20 protein-coding genes and 1 tRNA gene are annotated in these 19,386 nt (G+C 64.8%); 18 read left to right on the top strand and 3 right to left on the bottom strand.

Annotated features, from left to right (window positions below; genetic code table 11):
- The first annotated feature begins 17 nt into the window (after positions 1 to 17).
- The 18 genes from AC2FNJ_RS00420 to AC2FNJ_RS00335 all read left to right on the top strand — a co-directional run bounded on the left by AC2FNJ_RS00420 (position 18) and on the right by AC2FNJ_RS00335 (position 16,133).
- The gene (locus AC2FNJ_RS00420; RefSeq protein WP_496761606.1) at positions 18 to 938 is read left to right on the top strand and encodes a branched-chain amino acid ABC transporter permease; all 921 of its coding nucleotides are present in this window, start codon (positions 18 to 20) and stop codon (positions 936 to 938) included.
- Positions 935 to 1,918 (top strand): branched-chain amino acid ABC transporter permease, encoded by a 984-nt coding sequence (locus tag AC2FNJ_RS00415; protein ID WP_496761605.1) that lies wholly within the window; start codon positions 935 to 937, stop codon positions 1,916 to 1,918. The genes AC2FNJ_RS00420 and AC2FNJ_RS00415 overlap by 4 nt, the downstream gene beginning before the upstream one ends.
- A complete protein-coding gene (locus tag AC2FNJ_RS00410; RefSeq protein WP_496761604.1) occupies positions 1,911 to 2,660 on the top strand; it encodes an ABC transporter ATP-binding protein in 750 nt (249 codons plus the stop codon). Before AC2FNJ_RS00415 ends, AC2FNJ_RS00410 begins: the two co-directional genes overlap by 8 nt.
- Positions 2,657 to 3,346: an ABC transporter ATP-binding protein gene (locus AC2FNJ_RS00405; protein ID WP_496761603.1), complete on the top strand. Its 690-nt coding sequence runs from the start codon at positions 2,657 to 2,659 to the stop codon at positions 3,344 to 3,346. The genes AC2FNJ_RS00410 and AC2FNJ_RS00405 overlap by 4 nt, the downstream gene beginning before the upstream one ends.
- Before the next feature lie 2 nt (positions 3,347 to 3,348).
- Positions 3,349 to 3,756, top strand: a complete 408-nt coding sequence (locus AC2FNJ_RS00400) for an acyl-CoA thioesterase (protein ID WP_496761602.1) — start codon at positions 3,349 to 3,351, stop codon at positions 3,754 to 3,756.
- Entirely contained in the window at positions 3,753 to 4,154 is a 402-nt protein-coding gene (locus AC2FNJ_RS00395) for a RidA family protein (protein WP_496761601.1), read from the top strand. Before AC2FNJ_RS00400 ends, AC2FNJ_RS00395 begins: the two co-directional genes overlap by 4 nt.
- A 47-nt stretch (positions 4,155 to 4,201) precedes the next feature.
- Complete coding sequence (locus AC2FNJ_RS00390; RefSeq protein ID WP_496761600.1) at positions 4,202 to 5,089, top strand: tryptophan 2,3-dioxygenase; 888 nt, start codon at positions 4,202 to 4,204, stop codon at positions 5,087 to 5,089.
- Positions 5,090 to 5,092: 3 nt separating this feature from the next.
- Positions 5,093 to 5,917, top strand: coding sequence for an alpha/beta hydrolase (locus AC2FNJ_RS00385; RefSeq protein ID WP_496761599.1), 825 nt, complete (start codon positions 5,093 to 5,095; stop codon positions 5,915 to 5,917).
- Between the two features lie 119 nt (positions 5,918 to 6,036).
- A complete protein-coding gene (locus AC2FNJ_RS00380; RefSeq protein WP_496761598.1) occupies positions 6,037 to 8,388 on the top strand; it encodes an oxidoreductase in 2,352 nt (783 codons plus the stop codon).
- 107 nt (positions 8,389 to 8,495) lie between these two features.
- Positions 8,496 to 8,585, top strand: a tRNA-Ser gene (locus tag AC2FNJ_RS00375).
- A 303-nt stretch (positions 8,586 to 8,888) separates the two neighbouring features.
- The gene (locus AC2FNJ_RS00370) at positions 8,889 to 9,779 is read left to right on the top strand and encodes an SPOR domain-containing protein (protein ID WP_496761597.1); all 891 of its coding nucleotides are present in this window, start codon (positions 8,889 to 8,891) and stop codon (positions 9,777 to 9,779) included.
- A gap of 51 nt (positions 9,780 to 9,830) precedes the next feature.
- Positions 9,831 to 10,958: a D-alanyl-D-alanine carboxypeptidase family protein gene (locus AC2FNJ_RS00365; RefSeq protein ID WP_496761864.1), complete on the top strand. Its 1,128-nt coding sequence runs from the start codon at positions 9,831 to 9,833 to the stop codon at positions 10,956 to 10,958.
- On the top strand, positions 10,955 to 11,581 hold the full coding sequence (tmk, locus tag AC2FNJ_RS00360; RefSeq protein WP_496761596.1) for a dTMP kinase: 627 nt from the start codon (positions 10,955 to 10,957) through the stop codon (positions 11,579 to 11,581). The genes AC2FNJ_RS00365 and tmk overlap by 4 nt, the downstream gene beginning before the upstream one ends.
- Positions 11,582 to 11,587: 6 nt before the next feature.
- Positions 11,588 to 12,706: a DNA polymerase III subunit delta' gene (locus tag AC2FNJ_RS00355; protein WP_496761595.1), complete on the top strand. Its 1,119-nt coding sequence runs from the start codon at positions 11,588 to 11,590 to the stop codon at positions 12,704 to 12,706.
- Positions 12,703 to 13,515 (top strand): TatD family hydrolase, encoded by an 813-nt coding sequence (locus AC2FNJ_RS00350; protein WP_496761594.1) that lies wholly within the window; start codon positions 12,703 to 12,705, stop codon positions 13,513 to 13,515. The genes AC2FNJ_RS00355 and AC2FNJ_RS00350 overlap by 4 nt, the downstream gene beginning before the upstream one ends.
- A complete protein-coding gene (locus AC2FNJ_RS00345) occupies positions 13,512 to 14,312 on the top strand; it encodes an MBL fold metallo-hydrolase (RefSeq protein ID WP_496761593.1) in 801 nt (266 codons plus the stop codon). The genes AC2FNJ_RS00350 and AC2FNJ_RS00345 overlap by 4 nt, the downstream gene beginning before the upstream one ends.
- Positions 14,313 to 14,386: 74 nt before the next feature.
- Positions 14,387 to 15,319, top strand: a complete 933-nt coding sequence (locus AC2FNJ_RS00340; RefSeq protein ID WP_496761592.1) for an AEC family transporter — start codon at positions 14,387 to 14,389, stop codon at positions 15,317 to 15,319.
- Positions 15,320 to 15,407: 88 nt separating this feature from the next.
- On the top strand, positions 15,408 to 16,133 hold the full coding sequence (locus tag AC2FNJ_RS00335; RefSeq protein ID WP_496761591.1) for a CbiX/SirB N-terminal domain-containing protein: 726 nt from the start codon (positions 15,408 to 15,410) through the stop codon (positions 16,131 to 16,133).
- 40 nt (positions 16,134 to 16,173) lie between these two features.
- Here AC2FNJ_RS00335 and AC2FNJ_RS00330 read toward each other — a convergent pair whose 3' ends face one another.
- The 3 genes from AC2FNJ_RS00330 to AC2FNJ_RS00320 all read right to left on the bottom strand — a co-directional run bounded on the left by AC2FNJ_RS00330 (position 16,174) and on the right by AC2FNJ_RS00320 (position 19,255).
- The gene (locus tag AC2FNJ_RS00330; RefSeq protein WP_496761590.1) at positions 16,174 to 17,466 is read right to left on the bottom strand and encodes a peptidoglycan-binding domain-containing protein; all 1,293 of its coding nucleotides are present in this window, start codon (positions 17,464 to 17,466) and stop codon (positions 16,174 to 16,176) included.
- Positions 17,467 to 17,651: 185 nt separating this feature from the next.
- Positions 17,652 to 18,671 carry a diguanylate cyclase domain-containing protein gene (locus AC2FNJ_RS00325; protein WP_496761589.1) on the bottom strand — a complete coding sequence of 340 codons (1,020 nt, stop codon included), beginning with the start codon at positions 18,669 to 18,671 and terminating at the stop codon, positions 17,652 to 17,654.
- Positions 18,668 to 19,255, bottom strand: a complete 588-nt coding sequence (locus AC2FNJ_RS00320) for a heme NO-binding domain-containing protein (RefSeq protein ID WP_496761588.1) — start codon at positions 19,253 to 19,255, stop codon at positions 18,668 to 18,670. The genes AC2FNJ_RS00325 and AC2FNJ_RS00320 overlap by 4 nt, the downstream gene beginning before the upstream one ends.
- Between the last annotated feature and the right edge of the window lie 131 nt (positions 19,256 to 19,386).

Raw genomic sequence — 19,386 nt, 5'->3', positions numbered from 1 at the left:
CAGCAACGGGTAGCGAAATGTCCCTTATCCTTCTGATCGAACAGATCCTGAACGGCTTGCAATTCGGGGTGATGCTGTTTCTGACGGCGGCCGGCCTGACCCTGGTCTTCGGGGTCATGGGGCTGATCAACCTCGCCCACGGGTCGCTGTTCATGATCGGGGCGTTTGCGGCGGCGGCCACAGCGGCGGCGACGGGCAGCTTTCTGCTGGCCCTGGCCGCCAGTCTAGCCGCCGCGGCCGCCGCCGGCGCGCTGGTCGAGATCGTGGTGATCCGGCGGCTCTACAACCGCGACCACCTGGATCAGGTTCTGGCGACCTTCGCGCTGATCCTGATCTTTTCCGAAGGCACCCGCTGGCTGTTCGGGTCGTTCCCGCTCTATCTCAACATTCCCGAGGCACTGTCTGGGCCGATCACCCTGCCCGGCGGCATCGAGTACCCGGTCTATCGCCTGACCATCATCGCCGTCGGCCTGCTGATCGCGCTGGGCCTGTTCCTGTTGATCGCCCGCACCCGGCTGGGCATCCAGATCCGCGCCGGCGAGAGCGATCGCGAGATGATCGCCGCGCTGGGGATCGACATCACCCGGCTTTATACGATCGTCTTCGCGCTTGGCGCGGCGCTGGCCGGTCTGGCGGGCGCCCTGGTGGGCGCGATCCAGTCGGTGCAGGTGGGCATGGGCGAGCCGGTTCTGATCCTCGCCTTCGTCGTCATCGTCATCGGCGGCATCGGCTCGATCAAGGGGGCGCTGGTCGGCTCGATACTGGTCGGCGTCACCGACACGCTGGGCGGCGTTCTGCTGCCCGAGACCTTCAAACTGTTCATGGAACCGTCGGCCGCCACGTCGGTCGGGTCGGCGCTGGCCTCGATGCTGATCTACATCCTCATGGCGATCGTCCTGATCGTGAAGCCCACCGGCCTTTACGGAGCGCGCGCATGAGCCGAGAGACCATTCTGAACGCCGTGCTGGCGCTGGGCCTGCTGCTGTTCCCGCTCTGGGCCTACATGGCGGACGAGCCGTTCATGATCACGCTGTCCACCCGCGTCGCGATCCTTGCGCTGGCGGGCGTGGGGCTGAACCTCGCCCTGGGTCTGGGAGGGCTGGTCAGCCTGGGGCACGCGGCCTTTTTCGGCATCGGCGGCTATGCGATGGGCATTCTGGCCAGCCACGCCCAGAACTATGCGCCGTTGATGGAAACGCCGTTCCTGATCGAGGGCACCAAATCCATGCCGGTGATCTGGCTGGTGGCGCTGGCCGCCTCGGCGCTGGCGGCGCTGGTGATCGGCGCGCTGTCGCTGCGCACCTCGGGCGTCTATTTCATCATGATCACCCTCGCCTTTGGCCAGATGCTGTTCTACTTCGCCATCAGCTGGCCCGCCTATGGCGGCGAGGACGGGCTGTCGATCTATGTGCGCAACAGTTTTCCCGGCCTCAACACGCTGGATCCGATCCAGTTCTTCCTGATCGCCTATGTCCTGCTTGCGCTGGCGCTGTTTTTGTCGGCGCGCCTGGCGAAATCGCCGTTCGGGCTGGCCCTGAACGCCGCGCGGCAGACGCCGGCGCGGGTGGAAACGGTGGGGATCGCGCCCTATCGGCTGCGCCTGACCGCCTTTGTCCTGTCGGGCATGATCACCGGTCTTGCCGGCGCGCTGTTCGCCGATCTCAACCGCTTCGTCAGCCCGACGATGTTCAGCTGGCAGACCTCGGGCGAGATCATGATCCTGGTCATTCTGGGGGGCACCGCACGGCTGTTCGGCCCGGTCGCGGGGGCGGCGCTGTTCATCACGCTTGAACACGTTCTGGGCGGGCTGTCGGAATTCTGGCACATCTATCTGGGTCTGCTGCTGCTGGCCGTGGTCCTGTATGCGCGGGGCGGCATCATCGGCACGCTGGCGGGACAGGAGGTCAAGCATGACTGAACCCGTCCTTTCCGTGCGCAACCTGTCCAAACGCTTTGGTGCGGTCGTCGCGTCCAACGATGTGAACCTCGACCTGTTTCCCGGTGAAATCCATGCCCTGATCGGCCCGAACGGGGCCGGCAAATCGACGCTGATCCAGCAGATCGCGGGGGGATTGAAGCCGGACAGCGGTCGCGTGGAGTTCCTGGGCCGGGACGTGACCGGGCTGAACACCGTGCAGCGCGCCCGGATGGGGTTGGGACGCACCTTCCAGATCTCGGCCCTGGCGATGGAGGATACGGTTCTGCAGAACGCCATGCTGGGCGCCCTGGGGGCCAGTGGCCAAACCTATCGGTTCTTCCGCCCCGTCTTGGGCGACAGGGCGCTGCGCCAGGTTGCCGAACGCGCGCTGGAACGGGTCGGGCTGCAGGAGCACGCGGCGATCCGGACCTCGGACCTGTCGCACGGGCAGCGCCGCCAGTTGGAGGTGGCCGTGGCCCTGACGCTCAACCCCCGCGCCTTCATCATGGACGAACCGATGGCCGGGCTCGGCACGAGCGGCTCCAAACGGCTGACCGGGTTTCTGGACGAGCTGCGGCACGAGGCGCCGATCCTGCTGGTGGAGCATGACATGGACGCCGTGTTCGCCCTGGCCGACCGGATCAGCGTTCTGGTCTATGGCGAGGTGATCGCGACCGGTTCGGTCGATGAGATCCGCACCCATCCGGACGTGCGCCGCGCCTATCTGGGAGAAGACGCATGAGCCTTCTCACGCTGACCAATGTCTCGGCCTTCTACGGCGCCTCGCAGGCCCTGTTCAAGGTGAGCCTGCGGGTCGAGGAAGGCGCGGTCGTCGCCCTGATGGGGCGCAACGGCATGGGCAAGACCACGACGATCAAGACGATCCTGCGGATGCTGCCGGTTTCGGGCGGCGAGGTGATGTTCGACGGGCACGACCTGCGCCGCCTGCCGAGCCACAAGGCCGCCCGGCTGGGTCTGGGCCTGGTGCCCGAGGGCCGCCGCTGTTTTCCCAATCTCAGCGTCGAGGAAAACCTGATCGCGGCGGCGCGGCCCGGCCATTGGGATTTCAAGCGCGTCGCCCATCTGTTTCCGCGCCTGGAAGAGCGCCGGTCGCAATCGGCGGCCTCGCTTTCGGGCGGCGAGCAGCAGATGCTGGCCATCGGCCGCGCCTTGATGACCAATCCGCGCCTGCTGATCCTGGACGAAGCGACCGAGGGGCTGGCCCCGATCGTCCGCCAGGAGATCTGGGCCGCCATCGCCACGCTGAAACGCGAGACCGGGCTGGCCATTCTGGTCGTGGACAAGTCGCTGAACGAACTGGCGAAAGTCGCCGACGAGGCCGTGGTGCTGCAACGGGGTGAAACCGTCTGGCACGGCACGATGGACGCTCTGAGCGCGGACATCACCGACAGGTACCTGGGGGTTTGAAGATGGGCTATCGCTGGCGGCAGAAAATACTGTTCAAACACTGCGATCCGGCCGGGATCGTGTTCTATCCGCGCTATTTCGAGATGATCAACGACTGCGTCGAGGCGTTCTTTTTCGACGCGCTGGCCTATCCGTTCGAAGACTTTCACAAGATCGACGCAGGCGCACCGACGGTGCGGATCGAAACCACGTTTCAGGCCATCAGCCGGCATGGCGACTGGCTGGACTTCGTGCTGCAGCCTCGGCGCGTCGGACGCAGCAGCTTCGACTTTGCCATGGTGGCGACCTGCGACGGCGAAACCCGGCTGAGCGCGAATGCGACGCTGGTCCATACCCGAAACTACGCCTCGGCCCCCTGGCCGCGGGACGTGAAGGAGAAGATTTCCCAGATGATCGGAGATCCGCAATGAGCAACACGGTGATACATCCCGAGGGCTGGGCCCCGGCCAAGGGCTATGCCAACGGCATTCTGAGCGCGGACGGGACGCTGTACGTGGGCGGCCAGATCGGCTGGACCGCCGCGCAGAGGTTCGAAAGCCACGATTTCATCGGCCAGATGCGGCAGGCCCTGCAGAATGTCGTGGACGTGGTTCTGGCCGCGGGCGGCCGAATCGAGGACATCACGCGGCTGACATGGTACGTGACCGACAAGCGCGAATACCTGGCGCGACAGCGCGAGGTCGGTGAAGCCTATCGCGCGGTGATGGGGCGGCATTTCCCGGCGATGACCATGGTGGTCGTGGCCGGGCTGATCGAAGACGAGGCGCTGGTCGAGATCGAGGCGACGGCCAAGCTGTTGCCCCGCTGACCGCGCCCGTCGCGGCGGGACGCCCATTTGTGATCCGGAGAAACGAGATGGCGGACGAAGACAAGAAGGAACGGCTGCTCAAACGCGGGATCGAGGATTCGCTGGTCACCGATTTCGCCAATACGCACCGCAAGAGCTATGGCGATTTCCTGGAACTCAAGACGCTGTTGAGCATCCAGAAGACCTTTCAGGATCCGGCGCAGCCGGACGAGATGCTGTTCATCATCATTCATCAGGTCAGCGAATTGTGGCTGAAACTGATGCACCACCAACTGGTCGAAGTGCGCCGGTTCCTGCAGCAGGACGATTTCGGCCCGGCGATGAAGAACCTCGACCGCATCAAGGCGATCCAGCGGCAGCTGATCGCGGCGTGGGACACGCTGCTGACTATGACGCCGGCCGACTACCTGACGTTCCGCGGCGCGCTGGGCAACTCGTCGGGGTTCCAGAGCTACGGCTATCGCCAGATCGAGTTCATTCTGGGCAACAAGGACACCTCGACGCTGAAGGTCCACGAACACGATCCCGAAGTGATGGAGATGCTGAATGCGGCCCTGACCAAACCCTCGCTCTATGACGAGGTTCTGCACATGCTGGCGCGGCAGGGATTCGACGTGCCGCAGGAACTGTTGGACCGCGACTATTCGCAGCCCTATTCCGGCGATCCGCGCATCGTGAAGATCTGGGTGGAAGTGTTCAGGAACACGGACAAATACTGGGATCTCTATGCCCTGGCGGAAAAGCTGATGGATGTGGAATCGCTGTTCCAGCGCTGGCGGTTCGACCATGCCAATGCCGTGGAACGGGTGATCGGCATGCAGCCCGGCACGGGCGGATCGAGCGGCGTGGCCTTCCTCAAGAAGGCGCTGGAGCTCAAGTTCTTCCACGACCTCTACGACATGCGGACCGAACTGATGTACAACCAGGGGGCCTGACGCGTGCTGTATCGCGGATTCTCCAAGGACGAACTGGCGCGGGAATACTCTCCCAGCGCCATGGTGGGGGGCGACATCACGCCCTATCTGGCAAGCTATGCGGCGCTGAGCGCGCAGTCCCGCGAGAGGCTGTCGGTACGCGAGAACCTGTCTTACGGCCCCGGTGACACCCACCTTCTCGACTACTTTCCCGCCAACCGGCCCGGCGCCCCGTTGCACGTTTTCATCCACGGCGGGTACTGGCAGGCGCTGAGCCAGCGCGAGTCGGCGATGATGGCGCCGGGACTGATCGAAACCGGCCACGCTTTCGCGACGTTGAACTACACCATCGCCCCCGGTGCGCGTCTAAGCGACATGGTGTCGGAATGCCGTGACGCCCTGATCTGGCTGGCGGGCGCGGCGGGGGAACTGGGGTTTGACGCGTCAAATGTCACCCTCTCGGGGCACAGCGCCGGCGGGCATCTGGCCGCGATGGTGATGGCCACGTCGCGGGCCGCGCTGGCGCAGGCGGGCCTGACGGTGCGCAACGTCATCCTGATCAGCGGCGTGTTCGACCTGGAGCCTATCGCGCTGACCCCAGTCAACGATCCGCTGCAACTGAGTGCCGGGGAAATCGAGGCGTTGTCGCCGGTTCTGCATCTGCCGGAGGCCGGGCCGCAGTATCGCGTGACGGTGGCCGAACGGGATACGGCCGAGTTCATCCGGCAGAGCCGGGACTATGCCGAACGCCTGCGCAAGGCGGGTCATTCGGTCAGCTTCGATCTGCAACCGGGCCTGCACCACTTTGACATCATCCTGCATCCGGGAACCTTTCTGGGGTCGAACTAGGAGACAGGCATGGGCAGGCTGGAAAATTCTGCATGCATAAATATTTCATACTTAAATTATCTGTGCGGATGTGATACCCAATTCAGGGACGCGACGGTTGAAACGCGGGGAGAACGGCAATGAAGATCACGGTTATCGGGGGCGGACCCGGCGGGCTTTACACGGCGCTTCTGACCAAGAAGGCGCGCCCGGACTGGGAGATCGAGGTCTTTGAGCGCAACCGGGCCGATGACACGTTCGGTTTTGGCGTCGTGTTCTCTGACGAAACGCTCGACGAGTTCCTGAGCCGCGACAAACCCGTGTTCGACCGGATGCGCGACCAGTTCGCCTATTGGGACGATGTGGCGGTGCATTTCAAGGGCCGGGAAATGCGCTGCGCCGGAAACGGGTTCTGCGGCACCTCGCGGCACACCCTGCTGCGCATCCTGCAGGAGCGCTGCGCCGAGCTGGGCGTCAGGATGACGTTTGGCGCCGAGATCGACGCCGGCAATCTCAGGGCGCAGTTTCCCGACTCGGACGTGATCGTGGCCAGCGACGGGATCAACTCGGCGATCCGCGAGCACTACAAGGACGGGTTTCGCCCCACCACCACCTGGAAGTCCAACCGGTTCTGCTGGATGGGCTCGACGCGGCCGATGGACGAGTTCAACTATTTCTTCCGCGAGACCGAGCACGGCCAGATGGTCGCCCATTGCTATCAATACGACAGGAACCATTCGACCTGGGTGTTCGAAATGGACGAGGCCACCTGGCAGGGCCACGGGTTCAAGGAGTTCGACGAGGAAGGGTCCAAGGCCAAGCTGGAGGCGATCTTTGCCGAGGAACTGCAAGGCCACCCGCTGCTGCTGAACCGGTCGAACTGGCGCAACTTTCCCCGGATCTTCTGCGAGAACTGGTATGTCGACAACATCGTCATTCTGGGCGACGCCAAGGCCAGCGCGCATTTCTCGATCGGGTCGGGCACGAAACTGGCGATGGAATGCGCGATCGCGCTGTCGGATGCGCTGGTTGATCATGCCGAAACCGATGTGCAGGCCGCGTTCCGGGCCTATGACGACGCGCGCCGCACGCCCTGCCAGATCATCCAGCACAATGCAGATGTCTCGCTGGCCTGGTTCGAACACATGAACCGGTCCTGGGACATGGAGCCCTATCAGTTCGCCATGGTGGTCATGTGCCGGGCCAAGTCGATCACCTATGACAACCTCATCCTGCGCGATCCCGGTTTCGTCGAGAAGGCGGATGACGAATGGTACGCCCGCCACCTGCGCGAGACCGGCGAGGATCTGACCAAGACCCGCCCGACCCCGATGTTCGCCAAGTTCAAGCTGCGCGACATGGAGGTGATGAACCGCGTGGTGATGTCGCCGATGGCGCAGTATTCGGCGGACGAGAACGGCAATCCGACAGAGTGGCACAAGGTGCACTACTGTAGCCACGCGATGGGGGGCATGGGGTTGATCTTTACCGAGATGACCTGTCCCTCGGCCGAGGCCCGCATCACCGAGGGCTGTGCCGGCATGTGGACGGACGAGCATGAGGCCCGCTGGAAAGAGATCGTCGATTTCATCCACGCCAACTCGGCGGCCAAGGTGGCGATGCAGCTGGGCCATGCCGGGCGCAAGGGGTCGACCCAGTTGGGATGGGAACGCGCGGATCACCCGATCGCCGACCCGCGGCGCAACTGGCCGCTGGTCTCGGCCTCGCCGATTCCGTGGTTCGAGGGCGAAAGCCAGGTTCCGGCGGAACTGGACCGGGCCGGGATGGACCGGATCAGGGCCGATTTCGTGCAGGCCGCCGAACGGGCGGCGCGCGCCGGGTTCGACATGCTCGAACTCCATTGTGCGCACGGCTACCTGTTGGCCTCGTTCCTGTCGCCGCTGACCAACCGGCGCAGCGACGACTATGGCGGCAGTCTGGAAAACCGGCTGCGCTTTCCTCTGGAGGTCTTTGCCGCCATGCGCGCCGTCTGGCCCGCGGAACGTCCGATGTCGGTCCGGGTGTCCGGCACCGACTGGAAAGACGGAGGGCTGACCGAGTCCGACCTGTTCGGCATCGCCGAGGCCTTCCGGGACGCAGGCTGCGATCTGATCGACGTTTCTGCCGGTCAGACGGTTCCCGATCAGGAGCCGGTCTATGGCCGGATGTTCCAGGCGCATCTGGCCGAGGCGGTCCGCAACGTGCCCAAGATCGCCACCATGGCCGTCGGCGCCATCACCGAGGCTGCACAGGTCAACACGATCCTGCACACGCGCCGCGCCGATCTGGTTGCACTGGGCCGCCCGCACCTCTGGAACCCGTTTTTCACGCATCAGGCCGCCGCCTGGTATGGCGTCAGGAACGAAGCGGCCTGGCCCAAACAGTACCTGTCGGGAGGGGCGCAGGCGTTCCGCGAGGCCGAGAAGAACCGCGACAAGATGCTGGAACTGCAACGCAAGGCCGCCCCAGGCCGGCATGCAAGATCTTTTTGAAATCAGGACGTTTGCCATCGTTCTTCATCTTAGTCCGGCAATCGACCCCGACCGGGACGGGCCGCCGCTTGCGGTGGCTTGGCCGCCATGCTACCTGACCGCAGATCGGAAGCGTGAGTGAGTGGTTTAAACTACCGGTCTTGAAAACCGGCGTACGCGAGAGCGTACCGTGGGTTCGAATCCCACCGCTTCCGCCAGCCTAGCCGACATCTTTCGATCTGCAGGCCGTGGCCTGGGGCGACTGCGCGCAAGTCGCACGCCGCGTTTTTGTCCGGTTCGGCAACCAGGCGGGCGGCCAGGAAGGGCGCGGGGTCTTCACGCTCGGTGCACCGGCAAGCCCGGGTGGGAAAACTTGCCGAGGCCATTCAGGCAGGCTTTCAATAGTTCCGGGCGCGGGTTATTATTCGGGCGCAGTCAGTGTGGGGCCTTGAAAGGTAACGACCGGTCAACCGGCGACACGGGTAGAAACGGCCCGGAAACAGGCAAGAGGCGAAGACGACATGAAACGAGCGACGGCGACACGCAACAGGCCTATTCGGCTGGTGGTGCTGGCCTTGGGACTTGGGGCACTGGCCGGCTGCGAAGAAGGCGCGAAGCTTCCTTTCCTGGAGGCCAAGGACCAAGCCGCGACCGAATCCGCCGGCACAAGTCGCGCGGGCGACGTGATTGAGCGCGACGTGGAAGCACCGGAGGTGTTTCAGACCGTTGAAAAGGGCCTTTGGGACGGTCGCCCGTCGCTTGGCGGTGTCTGGGTCGCCCACCCCGACGTGACCGAACCGCAGCGCGTGATGATCAAGAATGACGACAACAACAAGAGCGTCGTGGGCGCCCTGTTCCGCCGCGAACTCAATCTGCCGGGGCCGCGCCTGCAGGTCTCGTCCGATGCGGCGGTCGAACTGGAGATGCTGGCCGGCGCGCCGGCGCAGTTGACGGTGGTGGCGCTGAAACGCGAGGTGATCGAGCCGGAACCGCCCGAAGTCGACGAAGCCCCCGACACCGCGGAGGCGATCGAACCCGGCACCGAGATCACCGAAACCAAGCTCGACCCGGTTGCCGGAGGCGCCGCGGCCGCGATCGCGGCTTCGGAAGCCACCGACGAGACCGCCGCAGAAAGTACCGAGGTGGCGGCGGCGGATACGCAGACCAGTCTCATTCCCCTGTCGAAACCCTATGTCCAGGTCGGCATCTTCAGTGTCGAGGAGAACGCCAAGAAGGCCGCCGAAACCCTTCAGGGGGCGGAGTTGGGTGTGGAAATCAAGGACGGGTCGAAAGACGACAAGCCGTTCTGGCGCGTCCTGGCCGGGCCCGCGCAGACCCGATCCGAACGCCGCGAATTGCTGACGCAGGTTCGCGAACTCGGCTATGCCGATGCCTATATCGTCAAGAACTGAGGAGGAAGCACCTTGTTGACCCTGCTTCGCTCAACCGCACTGTCCGTCGGCATGGCCCTGGCGGCCTTGCCTGCGCTGGCCTTCGACACATCCGCCAAGGCCGCCTATGTGCTGGATCAGACGACCGGCACGGTGCTGCTGTCGAAAGAGGCCGATCTGCCGCTGCCACCGGCCTCCATGTCCAAGCTCATGACGCTGTACGTGGCCTTCGAGGCATTGCGCGACGGGCGGCTGACGCTCGACGAAGAGCTGCCGGTGTCGGAACACGCGATGAGCTATGGCGGATCGACCATGTTCCTCAATACCCAGGATCGCGTAAGAGTCGAGGATCTGCTGCGGGGCATCATCGTGCTCTCGGGCAACGATGCCTGCGTGGTGATCGCCGAGGCGCTGAGCCCTGACGGCACCGAAGCCGGGTTTTCGCGCTACATGACGCAGCGGGGCAAGCAACTGGGATTGACGCAGTCCAACTTTGCCAATTCCAACGGCTGGCCCGCCGCCGGGCACATGATGTCGGTCAAGGATCTGGCGATCCTTGCGGACCGGCTGATCACCGATTTCCCGGAATACTATCCGCTGTTCGCCGAAGAAGTGTATGAGTTCGACGGCCGCGCGCCGTCGAACACGCGCAACCGCAACCCGCTGCTGAAACTCGGCATCGGCGCGGACGGGCTCAAGACCGGCCACACATCCGAAGCCGGATATGGCCTTGTGGGATCGGCCAAGCAGGGCGACCGGCGTGTCATTTTCGTTCTGACCGGCATCGACACCCAGGCCCGCCGCGCGGAGGAGGCGGAAGCGATCATAAACTGGTCCTTTCGCCACTTTGTCGAGAAAACCGTTGCCCGTGCCGACACCCCAATCGCGGACGCAAAGGTCTGGATGGGGGCAAAGCGATCGGTAGCCCTGGTCCCGGACGGGGATCTGAACCTGCTCTTGCCGGTGCTGGGTGGCAAGACGCTCGAGGCCGAGGTGGTCTATGACGGTCCGGTCAACGCCCCAGTGGAAAAGGGCCAGAAGCTGGCCGAGCTCGTCATCCGGCCCGAAGGCCTGCCGGAAATCCGCCGCCCGCTGGTGGCGGCGGAGGCCGTGCCCCTCGGTGGCTTCGTCGTTCGCATTTCAACCGTTGCCGGCATTCTGATGAAGGACTTCATCAACCGCCCGCTGGAGGCGATGTGACGCAACAAGGTCTGTTTCTGACCTTCGAAGGAATCGACGGATCGGGAAAATCCACACAGGCGCGTCTTCTGGCCGAACACCTGCGCGCGCGGGGACGCGAGGTCGTTCTGACCCGCGAGCCGGGCGGGTCGCCGGGGGCCGAGGAAATCCGCAAACTCGTGCTTGAAGGCGATCCCGAGCGATGGTCGGCGGAAACCGAAATCCTGCTGTTCACGGCTGCGCGGCGGGACCATCTGGAGCGCACCATAGCGCCGGCGCTGGCCCAGGGCAAGGTGGTGATCTGCGACCGGTTTGCCGACAGCACGCGCATGTATCAGGGATTGTCCCGCGGCGATCTGCGGGATCTGGTCGATACGTTGCATGACCTGATGATCGGGCGCGAGCCGGATCTGACTTTGCTGATCGACATGGATCCCGACACCGGCCTGTCGCGCGCCAAGGGCCGGCAGGGTTCGGAAGAGCGGTTCGAGGATTTCGGCCCGGAATTGCAACAGCGGATGCGCGCGGGGTTCCTGTCGCTGGCGGACGAGTTCCCTGCCCGGTTCCGCGTGATCGACGGCAACCGCGACATGGACAGCGTCGCAAGGGATGTGTCACACATCGTGATGCAGGCATTGCGATAGGCACGAATGGCAGACGACACTCCGACCCCGGATCAGGCGCCCGGCGCCCCGCACCCGCGCGAGACCGAACGGCTGTTCGGGCAGTCGGAGGCGGAACACGCCTTTCTGACCGCATTCAACTCGGACCGGCTGCATCATGGCTGGCTGCTGACCGGACCGCGCGGCGTCGGCAAGGCGACGCTGGCCTGGCGCATCGCGCGGTTCCTGCTGGCGACGCCGCCTGCGGACGACGGGTTGTTCGGCGCGCCACCGCCGCCTGAATCGTTGGACACGGACCCCGAACACCCGGTCGCGCGCCGTATTCTGGCCGGGGCGGAACCGGGCCTTGCCGCGGTCACGCGCACACCCAACGATCAGGGCAAGCTGCGCGCCGAGATCGTGGTCGAAGACATCCGGAAACTCGGCCGGTTCTTCGGTCTTTCGGCAACGGACGGGGGCCGGCGGGTGGTCATCGTGGACAGCGCGGACGAGATGAACGTCAACGCGGCCAACGCCCTGCTGAAGATGCTGGAAGAGCCGCCGGCGCGCACGACCATCCTGCTGGTGTCGCATCAGCCGTCGCGCCTGTTGCCGACGATCCGGTCGCGCTGCCGGATGCTGCGCCTGTCCCCGCTGGCGCCGCAGGACATGCAGGCGGCGCTGGCGCAATGCGGCGCTGTCCTGCCCGAGCGGGCCGATGCCTTGGCGGCGTTGTCCGGGGGTTCGGTCGGGGATGCGATCCGGCTGATCAATCTGGGCGGGATGGACATCTATGCGGAACTCGTCGCGATCCTCGGCAGCCTGCCCCGCCTGGACCGGTCGCGCGCCCTGGCTCTGGCCGAGGCCGCCGCCCAGCGCGGCGCGGCGGACCGCTTCGACCTGTTGCTGTCGCTGTTCGACATTCTGCTGGCGCGCCTGTCCCGCACCGGGGCCACGGGTCAGCCGCCGCTGCCCGAGGCGGCGCCGGGCGAGGCCGACATGCTCGGACGGCTGGCCGCCACGCCCCGTTCCGGGCGTCTGTGGGCCGAGGCTGCGGCCACCATCACCGCCCGCACCCGCCACGGACGGGCGGTGAACCTTGACCCCGCGGCGCTCGTCCTAGATACGGTGTTCAAAATGCAGGAAACCGCCGGTCAGAGCAGATGAGCGAAACGACACCCCCGGTCATCACCGACAGCCATTGTCATCTGGATTTTCCCGATTTCGAGGGCCAACTGGATGATATCGTGGCGCGCGCGGCCGCAGCCGGCGTGACCCGCATGGTGACGATCTGCACACGGTTGCGCAACGAACCCGGCGTGCGCGCGATTGCCGAGGCATATGCGCCGGTTTTCTACGCCGCCGGAACCCACCCCATGAGCGCGGCCCAAGAACCCATGGCCACAGTCGAGGATTTGGAGCAATTGGCGCGGCATCCCAAGTTCATCGGCATCGGGGAAACCGGGCTGGACTATCACTACACGGCAGAGAGCGCAGAAGCGCAGAAACAGTCTCTGCGCATCCATATCGAGGCGGCCCGCCGCACCGGATTGCCCCTGATCGTGCATGCCCGCGCGGCAGATGACGACATGGCGCGCATCCTGACCGAGGAGTTCCGCAACGCGCCCTACACCTGCGTCATGCACTGCTTTTCGTCCTCGCGTGAACTGGCACGCGCGGCGCTGGACCTGGGGTTCTATCTGTCCATGTCGGGCATCGCCGCCTTTCCCAAAAGTCAGGAGCTGCGCGACATTTTCGCCGCCGCCCCGATCGACCGCATCCTGATCGAGACGGACGCGCCCTACCTTGCGCCGCCGCCGCATCGCGGCAAGCGCAACGAACCTGCCTATACCGCCCATACCGCCCGCAAGGGCGCCGAGATATTCGGCATGGACTACGCGGCCTTCGCCGCGCAGACGCAGGAGAATTTCGACCGGCTGTTCCCCAAGGCCGCAGCCTACAAGGCCGCCGCATGAGCGACGAGCTGCGGTTCACCATACTCGGCTGCGGGTCGTCCGGCGGGGTGCCGCGGCTCGGCGGTCATTGGGGCGATTGCGATCCGTCCAATCCCAGAAACAGCCGCCGCCGCTGTTCCCTGCTGGTCGAACGCGAAGGCCCGGACGGCGTGACCACCGTGCTGATCGACACCACGCCCGACATGCGCAGCCAGTTGCTCGATTCCGGCACCGGGCGGCTGGACGGCGTGCTGTACACCCATTCCCACGCCGACCATGTGCACGGTATCGACGATCTGCGCATGATCGTCTTCAACATGCGCGCCCGAATCCCCGTCTGGGCGGATGGCGACACCCAGAACGCCTTGCTCAGCCGGTTCGGTTACGCCTTCGTCCAGCCCGAAGGCTCGCCCTACCCGCCGATCCTGGAACTCAAGACCATCGACGGGCCGTTCGAAGTGCCCGGCCCCGGCGGCCCGATCCCGTTCCGGCCCTTCTGGGTGCGCCATGGCAATATCGATTCACTGGGTTTCCGGATCGGCGGGGTCGCCTATCTTCCCGACGCCTCGGAGATCGAAGACGAGGCATGGGAGGAGCTTGAGAATTTGGACTGCTGGATTCTCGACGCCCTGCGCCGGAACCCGCACCCGACCCATGCCCATCTGGAACAGTCGCTGGAATGGATCGCACGCGCCCGGCCCAAGCGCGCGGTTCTGACCAACATGCATATCGACCTTGATTATGCCACCGTCGATGCGGAAACTCCGGATCACATCACACCCGCCTATGACGGCATGGTGATCCGCTATCCGATCTAGGCGGTTGCGCCCGTCCATCGGCTTGGCCCGTCCGAAGCCGAGGCCGCCATGGCCGACGAAAGAAGAGCTTGGCCATGTTTCAGAGCCTGATTGACGTCATTCTGCCGGTCTTTCTTGTGATCGGTGCGGGCTATGCCGTGACGCGCGCCGGGTATTTTCGCCCCGAGCATATCGACGGGATCATGCGGTTCACCCAGGGCTTCGCGATCCCGTGCCTGCTGTTTCGCGCCATCGCCTCGCTGGATTTGCAGGCCAGTTTCGATCCGCGTCTGCTGGCCAGCTTCTTTGGCGGCGCGGGCCTGTGTTTCGCGATCGGCATGATCGGCGCGCATGTCCTGTTCAAGCGCGACTGGGAGGACAGCGTGGCCATCGGTTTCTGCTGTCTGTTCTCGAATTCCGTGCTGCTGGGCCTGCCGATCACCGAGCGCGCCTATGGCCCCGAGAACCTGACCGGCAACTACGCCATCATCGCGTTCCATTCGCCGTTCTGTTACGGCGTCGGCATCACGGTGATGGAATTCGTGCGCAATCGCGGTCTGGGCGGCCGCCGCATGATCGGCGCGGTTCTGAACGCGATGTTCCGGAACGTCCTGATCCTGGGCATCGCGCTGGGATTCGTGGTGAACCTGACCGGACTCCCGATTCCCGAGGTGGCCAACCAGGCATTGGACCTTGTCATCCTGGCGGCGCTGCCCGGTGCGCTGTTCGCCCTCGGGGGCGTGCTGGTTCAGTATCGACCCGAAGGCGACATGCGCACCATACTGTTCGTCTGCTGCGTCTCGCTGATGCTGCATCCCGCCCTGGTCTGGACCTTCGGCAAGGCGCTGTCCCTGCCGCAGGATCTGTTCCGCTCCGGGGTGCTCAACGCCGCGATGGCGCCTGGCTTCAACGCCTATATCTTCGCCAGCATCTATGGGCGAGCCAAGCGGGTGGCGGCCTCGTCGGTTTTGGTGGCCACCGGCGCGTCGATTCTGACGGTCTGGATATGGCTGATCCTGCTGGGTTAGGCGTTGCCCGAACGCCGCCTGCGCCATGCAAGCGATTGACATTGCGCCCGCGCGGCACATCTTGCCCTGAACCAATGCGGAAGGACTCATGCACCACGCTCTGATCGTCGCTCATGGCCAACCCTCTGATCCGAACCCCGCCGAGGCGGCGCTCGAGGCGTTTGCGGCGCGCGTCGAGGCCACGGTTTCGGACCTGGCGGTACATTCGGCGACCTTGGCCGCGCCGGGCCGGTTCGAGGCGGCGCTGGACGCCCTGCCCGATGACACGGTCATCTATCCGCTCTTCATGGCGCGCGGCTGGTTCGTGGACAGCGTGCTGCCCAAGCGCATCGGAGCCAGGCGCCGCACCATTCTCGACCCGCTGGGAACGGATCCGAACTTGCCGCAACTCGCGGCGTCAGCCCTGGCGGACCGGTTGCAAGATCTTGGCTGGAGGGTTGAGGACACGGCACTCGTTCTTGCGGCGCACGGTTCGGGCCGCAGCAGAAACCCGGCGCGGGTGGCACGAGCTTTCGCGGATGAACTCGCGGGTTTGCTGGCCGTGAAGTCGATACGGGTCGGTTTCGTCGAGGAGCGGCCGGACATCACCGAGGCCGCGCGTGATGCAGGGGTGACATCCCTGTGCCTGCCGTTCTTCGCCTGTTCCGGCGGACACGCGTTGGAAGACGTGCCGCGCGCGCTCACTGCCGCGGCGTTTCAGGGGCAGACGCTGCCGGTCCTGGGAGAGCTTGAACCGGTTCCCGCCCATATCGGCCGACGCCTGCACGCACATTTTCACACCGCGCATGTCGCGGGCAGAGAAAAAGGCGGGTGAACGCGTCACCCGCCTTGATGCGTTTCTCTTCCTGCTCCGGTCAGTCGCTGGATGTCGTCGAGAAGATCGGCAAGGTCGTGGAGCCGCCGCCGGCACCGCCACCGCCGCCCGACGCCTCGGTCAGGACGGCGACACGGTCAGGTGTCTGACCCAGCACCGGGCTGCCCGAATCCGCCGCATTCAGCGCCATCTGCATCCATTCCTTCGGTTGCGCCCCGGCTGCCTTGGCAACGCCGACGCCTTCCCGCAACTGGTGGCTGACCATCTCGGCATAGCCTTTCTGACCTGCCGCCACGAGCATGACCGCCGATGCCAGCGCCATCTGCGCGTCATCCGTGCGGTATCCAACCCCCAGACAGACCTTGCCGCCCGAAATCAGTTGGTCCATGGAATTGCCGGATTGCGTGAGCACGGCCGACGTGGCCGCAATCACCTGATCCGGAGACTGACTGTCGATGCCGGCAAGTTTCGGCGCGATCGCGTCAGTCAGTTGCTTGCACTGGGCCTCGATCTGGGGCGCGGTCATGTTGGGGATCGCCTCTTCCAGTTTGGAGGACTCCACCATCGCCTGCGTTCGTGCCTGACAGAACTGTTCATTGAGCGCGAGTTCCGCATTGGTCACCGATCCGGGCTGGGTGGCGCCGCCGGCCGAGGCGGACAGCACGTTGGTGTCGTTGCACAGATCGTTTGCGGACTGCCCCGTCGGCGCCGCAAAGGCGAAGGTCGGCAACTGCCCGCCCGTATCCGCGCGCGCCGTCACCGTCGTTTCACCCCCCAGGGTCGGGGCGGTGATCGGCGCGGGCGCGGCGGGCTGGGGCGCCGTCACCAGCTGAGGCTGCGACTGCCCGGTTGCCTGCGGCGTCGCGATTCCAAGCTGTTCATTGCGATAGGTCCGCAACAGACCGCCCGGACCCTGGGTCGCCACGATCTGGTTGTAGGGCGCAACATGGGAGCTGGACAACGCGCGGTTGTAGGATGTCAGCAAGAAATTCCGTTCGTAGTCGTCCAGATACCCGTCGATATTGTAGCCCATATCGGCCTGGTATTGCGAAATGCCAGCGCGGCTGCGGCGCCCCAGAGCACCGTCCACGACACCGACATTGTAGCCGAAATAGTTCAGGGCCGTCTGCACTTCGCGGTTCTGCTGTCTTTGCGCCGATGAGATGCCCGAGGACTTGTAGCCGGTGGACCGGGTCGCCTGTTGCTGCTTGCGCTGCTTGTTCTTGTGAACCTCGTTCACCACCAGACCGCCAAGCAGGGCGCCGCCCAGAAAGGCCGCCGCTTCGTCGGCCTGTGATTCCCGTGCCGGCACGAGCGCAACGCTCGCTGCCATTGCGGTTGCGCATAGATACTTTGCAAACATTGTAAAACCTCGCTTTTCCGCGGGCCCGAAAGGTGCGGACCCGAGAACACTGAATGACTTTAGTATATCACAAGGCGAACAAACCTGCTCTGCTTTGTCAAGCGCGCGCGCGGCGCTGGTTCGAGCTGCGCAAGAATGCGCGGGGGCGAACCGGTTCAGCCTTGGCGCAGGGGCGTTTCGCCGGCGGCGACTCCGGCGAGCTCCGACGTGAAAAACCGGTGCTGCGCGCGGCCCGCCCGCTTGGCCGCGTAAAGCGCGAGATCCGCCGCGTTCAGGATCTGTGCCGGGTCGGGCGTGCCGAACTCCGAGGACAGCGCCATGCCGATGCTTGCGGAAATCCGGCACGCCTTGCCTTCATAGGGCACCGGTTCCTCCAGCCGCGCGATCAACCGTTCCGCGATTGATTCAAGGATGACCCGGTCCAGAAGATCCCGGAAGATCAGCACGAATTCATCGCCGCCGATCCGGGCCACGGTGTCCTCTTCGCGGATTTCCTCGACCATGATCCTGGCCACGCATTGCAGAACGTGATCGCCGGCCGCATGACCCAGCGTGTCGTTGACCGACTTGAAGAAATCCAGATCCAGATGCATCAGGGCATAAGGGGTCGAAGCCAGGCGGTACCGGTTCAGGACATGCTCCATCGCGCGGCGGTTCTTGAGGCCGGTCAAGGTGTCGGTATAGGCCTGCTCCTCCGCCGCGATCCGTGCGCCCTGCAAGCGCAGATTCAGTTGCCGCGACGATTCCATCGCCGCCGATTTCGCCTCGACCAGGTACAAAAGCTCGATCGCCAGGTCCGTGCCCGAAAAATCCGAACTGGTGAGGGCGTAGTCGCGCACCGCATCCAGCAGGGAGATACCGAAGGACAGGTTGATGACGGCGCCGGATCGATGCGGCAGCGGTACGATGAGGCCCTTGAAGGCGGTGGCGGGCGCATCGCGAAACCGCAGATGCAGCTTGCCGCCCGGAGCATCCAGAAGGTCATGCGCGGTCGAAACGGATCGCGGGCGCAGCAGCTCGAACCGGTCCAGAAAGGGCGCGCCTTCGATCGCCCCCTCGGCTCGCAACTTGCGCAGGGTCCGCCCCGCCCGGCAGATGCGTCCCGCCCCATCCAGCAGCATGAACATGGGACACAGCCGGTCGAGCAGCTCCGAAAGGTCGTCGCTGTCCATCATACGGCGCGCGCTCCCAGCTCGAACCGCCGTCCCTTGGAGAACGCCGTTTCGATCAGTTGGATCGATATGGCCTCGCCCTTGCGCTGGCGCCCCATGTGCTGGAATACGGCCAGCGTGCCGTAGTCGTCGGCCATGGCGCGCAGGATGCCGATCATGACATCGGCATAGCCGGGCAGGCCCGGATGGCACGTCAATGTGAAATCCGCCGGATTTTGTTCCCATAGTTCCAGAGCGGGCAGTTCCAGATCCGAAACCGCCAGCCTCGCCCGATCCGCGAGATCGTCGAGCGAATGCAGGAACTCAACGTAGTTCACGCCGCCGAAGCGCAGCAAGCGCCGCAGGGATTCGGTGTTCGGGTTCGAAACGAGGTAGGTGCCCAGATCCTCGAGAATTTCGTTCTGCGGCCGCCCGAGTTCGCGGCACAATGCGTCGAGAACGCGAAATGTGGCCTCGTCCTTGTAGACGAGCATCGCCTCGAACTCGACGAAACCCAGCTGGGCGTTTTCGGTCACGCGGACCCAGCGATTCACGCCATAGGTGTTGCTCACAAAGGACTGAATCGCCTTGTTTATCAACCCGTGCATCGGACACCCCTGAACCACCTGACGACAGGTTGCCGCCAGAACCGTTAACAAAACGCCAAGACCTGCCGCGCGTGAAGGCCCGGCCCGGCCCTTTTTGGGTCAAATTTTGCCGAACGGGTTATCCGGCGAAA

Source organism: Ruegeria sp. BHSB196 (assembly GCF_059613135.1).
Note: the sequence above shows the minus strand (reverse complement) of the source record. Positions and strands in the feature narration are given on the sequence as shown.

Excerpts from the sequence above, each read along its gene's own strand:
- AC2FNJ_RS00420 (WP_496761606.1), top strand. The coding sequence starts at position 18 with ATGTCCCTTATCCTTCTGATCGAACAGATCCTGAACGGCTTGCAATTC.
- AC2FNJ_RS00415 (WP_496761605.1), top strand. The coding sequence starts at position 935 with ATGAGCCGAGAGACCATTCTGAACGCCGTGCTGGCGCTGGGCCTGCTG.
- AC2FNJ_RS00410 (WP_496761604.1), top strand. The coding sequence starts at position 1,911 with ATGACTGAACCCGTCCTTTCCGTGCGCAACCTGTCCAAACGCTTTGGT.
- AC2FNJ_RS00405 (WP_496761603.1), top strand. The coding sequence starts at position 2,657 with ATGAGCCTTCTCACGCTGACCAATGTCTCGGCCTTCTACGGCGCCTCG.
- AC2FNJ_RS00400 (WP_496761602.1), top strand. The coding sequence starts at position 3,349 with ATGGGCTATCGCTGGCGGCAGAAAATACTGTTCAAACACTGCGATCCG.
- AC2FNJ_RS00395 (WP_496761601.1), top strand. The coding sequence starts at position 3,753 with ATGAGCAACACGGTGATACATCCCGAGGGCTGGGCCCCGGCCAAGGGC.
- AC2FNJ_RS00390 (WP_496761600.1), top strand. The coding sequence starts at position 4,202 with ATGGCGGACGAAGACAAGAAGGAACGGCTGCTCAAACGCGGGATCGAG.
- AC2FNJ_RS00380 (WP_496761598.1), top strand. The coding sequence starts at position 6,037 with ATGAAGATCACGGTTATCGGGGGCGGACCCGGCGGGCTTTACACGGCG.
- AC2FNJ_RS00370 (WP_496761597.1), top strand. The coding sequence starts at position 8,889 with ATGAAACGAGCGACGGCGACACGCAACAGGCCTATTCGGCTGGTGGTG.
- AC2FNJ_RS00365 (WP_496761864.1), top strand. The coding sequence starts at position 9,831 with ATGGCCCTGGCGGCCTTGCCTGCGCTGGCCTTCGACACATCCGCCAAG.
- AC2FNJ_RS00355 (WP_496761595.1), top strand. The coding sequence starts at position 11,588 with ATGGCAGACGACACTCCGACCCCGGATCAGGCGCCCGGCGCCCCGCAC.
- AC2FNJ_RS00350 (WP_496761594.1), top strand. The coding sequence starts at position 12,703 with ATGAGCGAAACGACACCCCCGGTCATCACCGACAGCCATTGTCATCTG.
- AC2FNJ_RS00345 (WP_496761593.1), top strand. The coding sequence starts at position 13,512 with ATGAGCGACGAGCTGCGGTTCACCATACTCGGCTGCGGGTCGTCCGGC.
- AC2FNJ_RS00340 (WP_496761592.1), top strand. The coding sequence starts at position 14,387 with ATGTTTCAGAGCCTGATTGACGTCATTCTGCCGGTCTTTCTTGTGATC.
- AC2FNJ_RS00335 (WP_496761591.1), top strand. The coding sequence starts at position 15,408 with ATGCACCACGCTCTGATCGTCGCTCATGGCCAACCCTCTGATCCGAAC.
- AC2FNJ_RS00330 (WP_496761590.1), bottom strand. The coding sequence starts at position 17,466 with ATGGCAGCGAGCGTTGCGCTCGTGCCGGCACGGGAATCACAGGCCGAC.
- AC2FNJ_RS00325 (WP_496761589.1), bottom strand. The coding sequence starts at position 18,671 with ATGATGGACAGCGACGACCTTTCGGAGCTGCTCGACCGGCTGTGTCCC.
- AC2FNJ_RS00320 (WP_496761588.1), bottom strand. The coding sequence starts at position 19,255 with ATGCACGGGTTGATAAACAAGGCGATTCAGTCCTTTGTGAGCAACACC.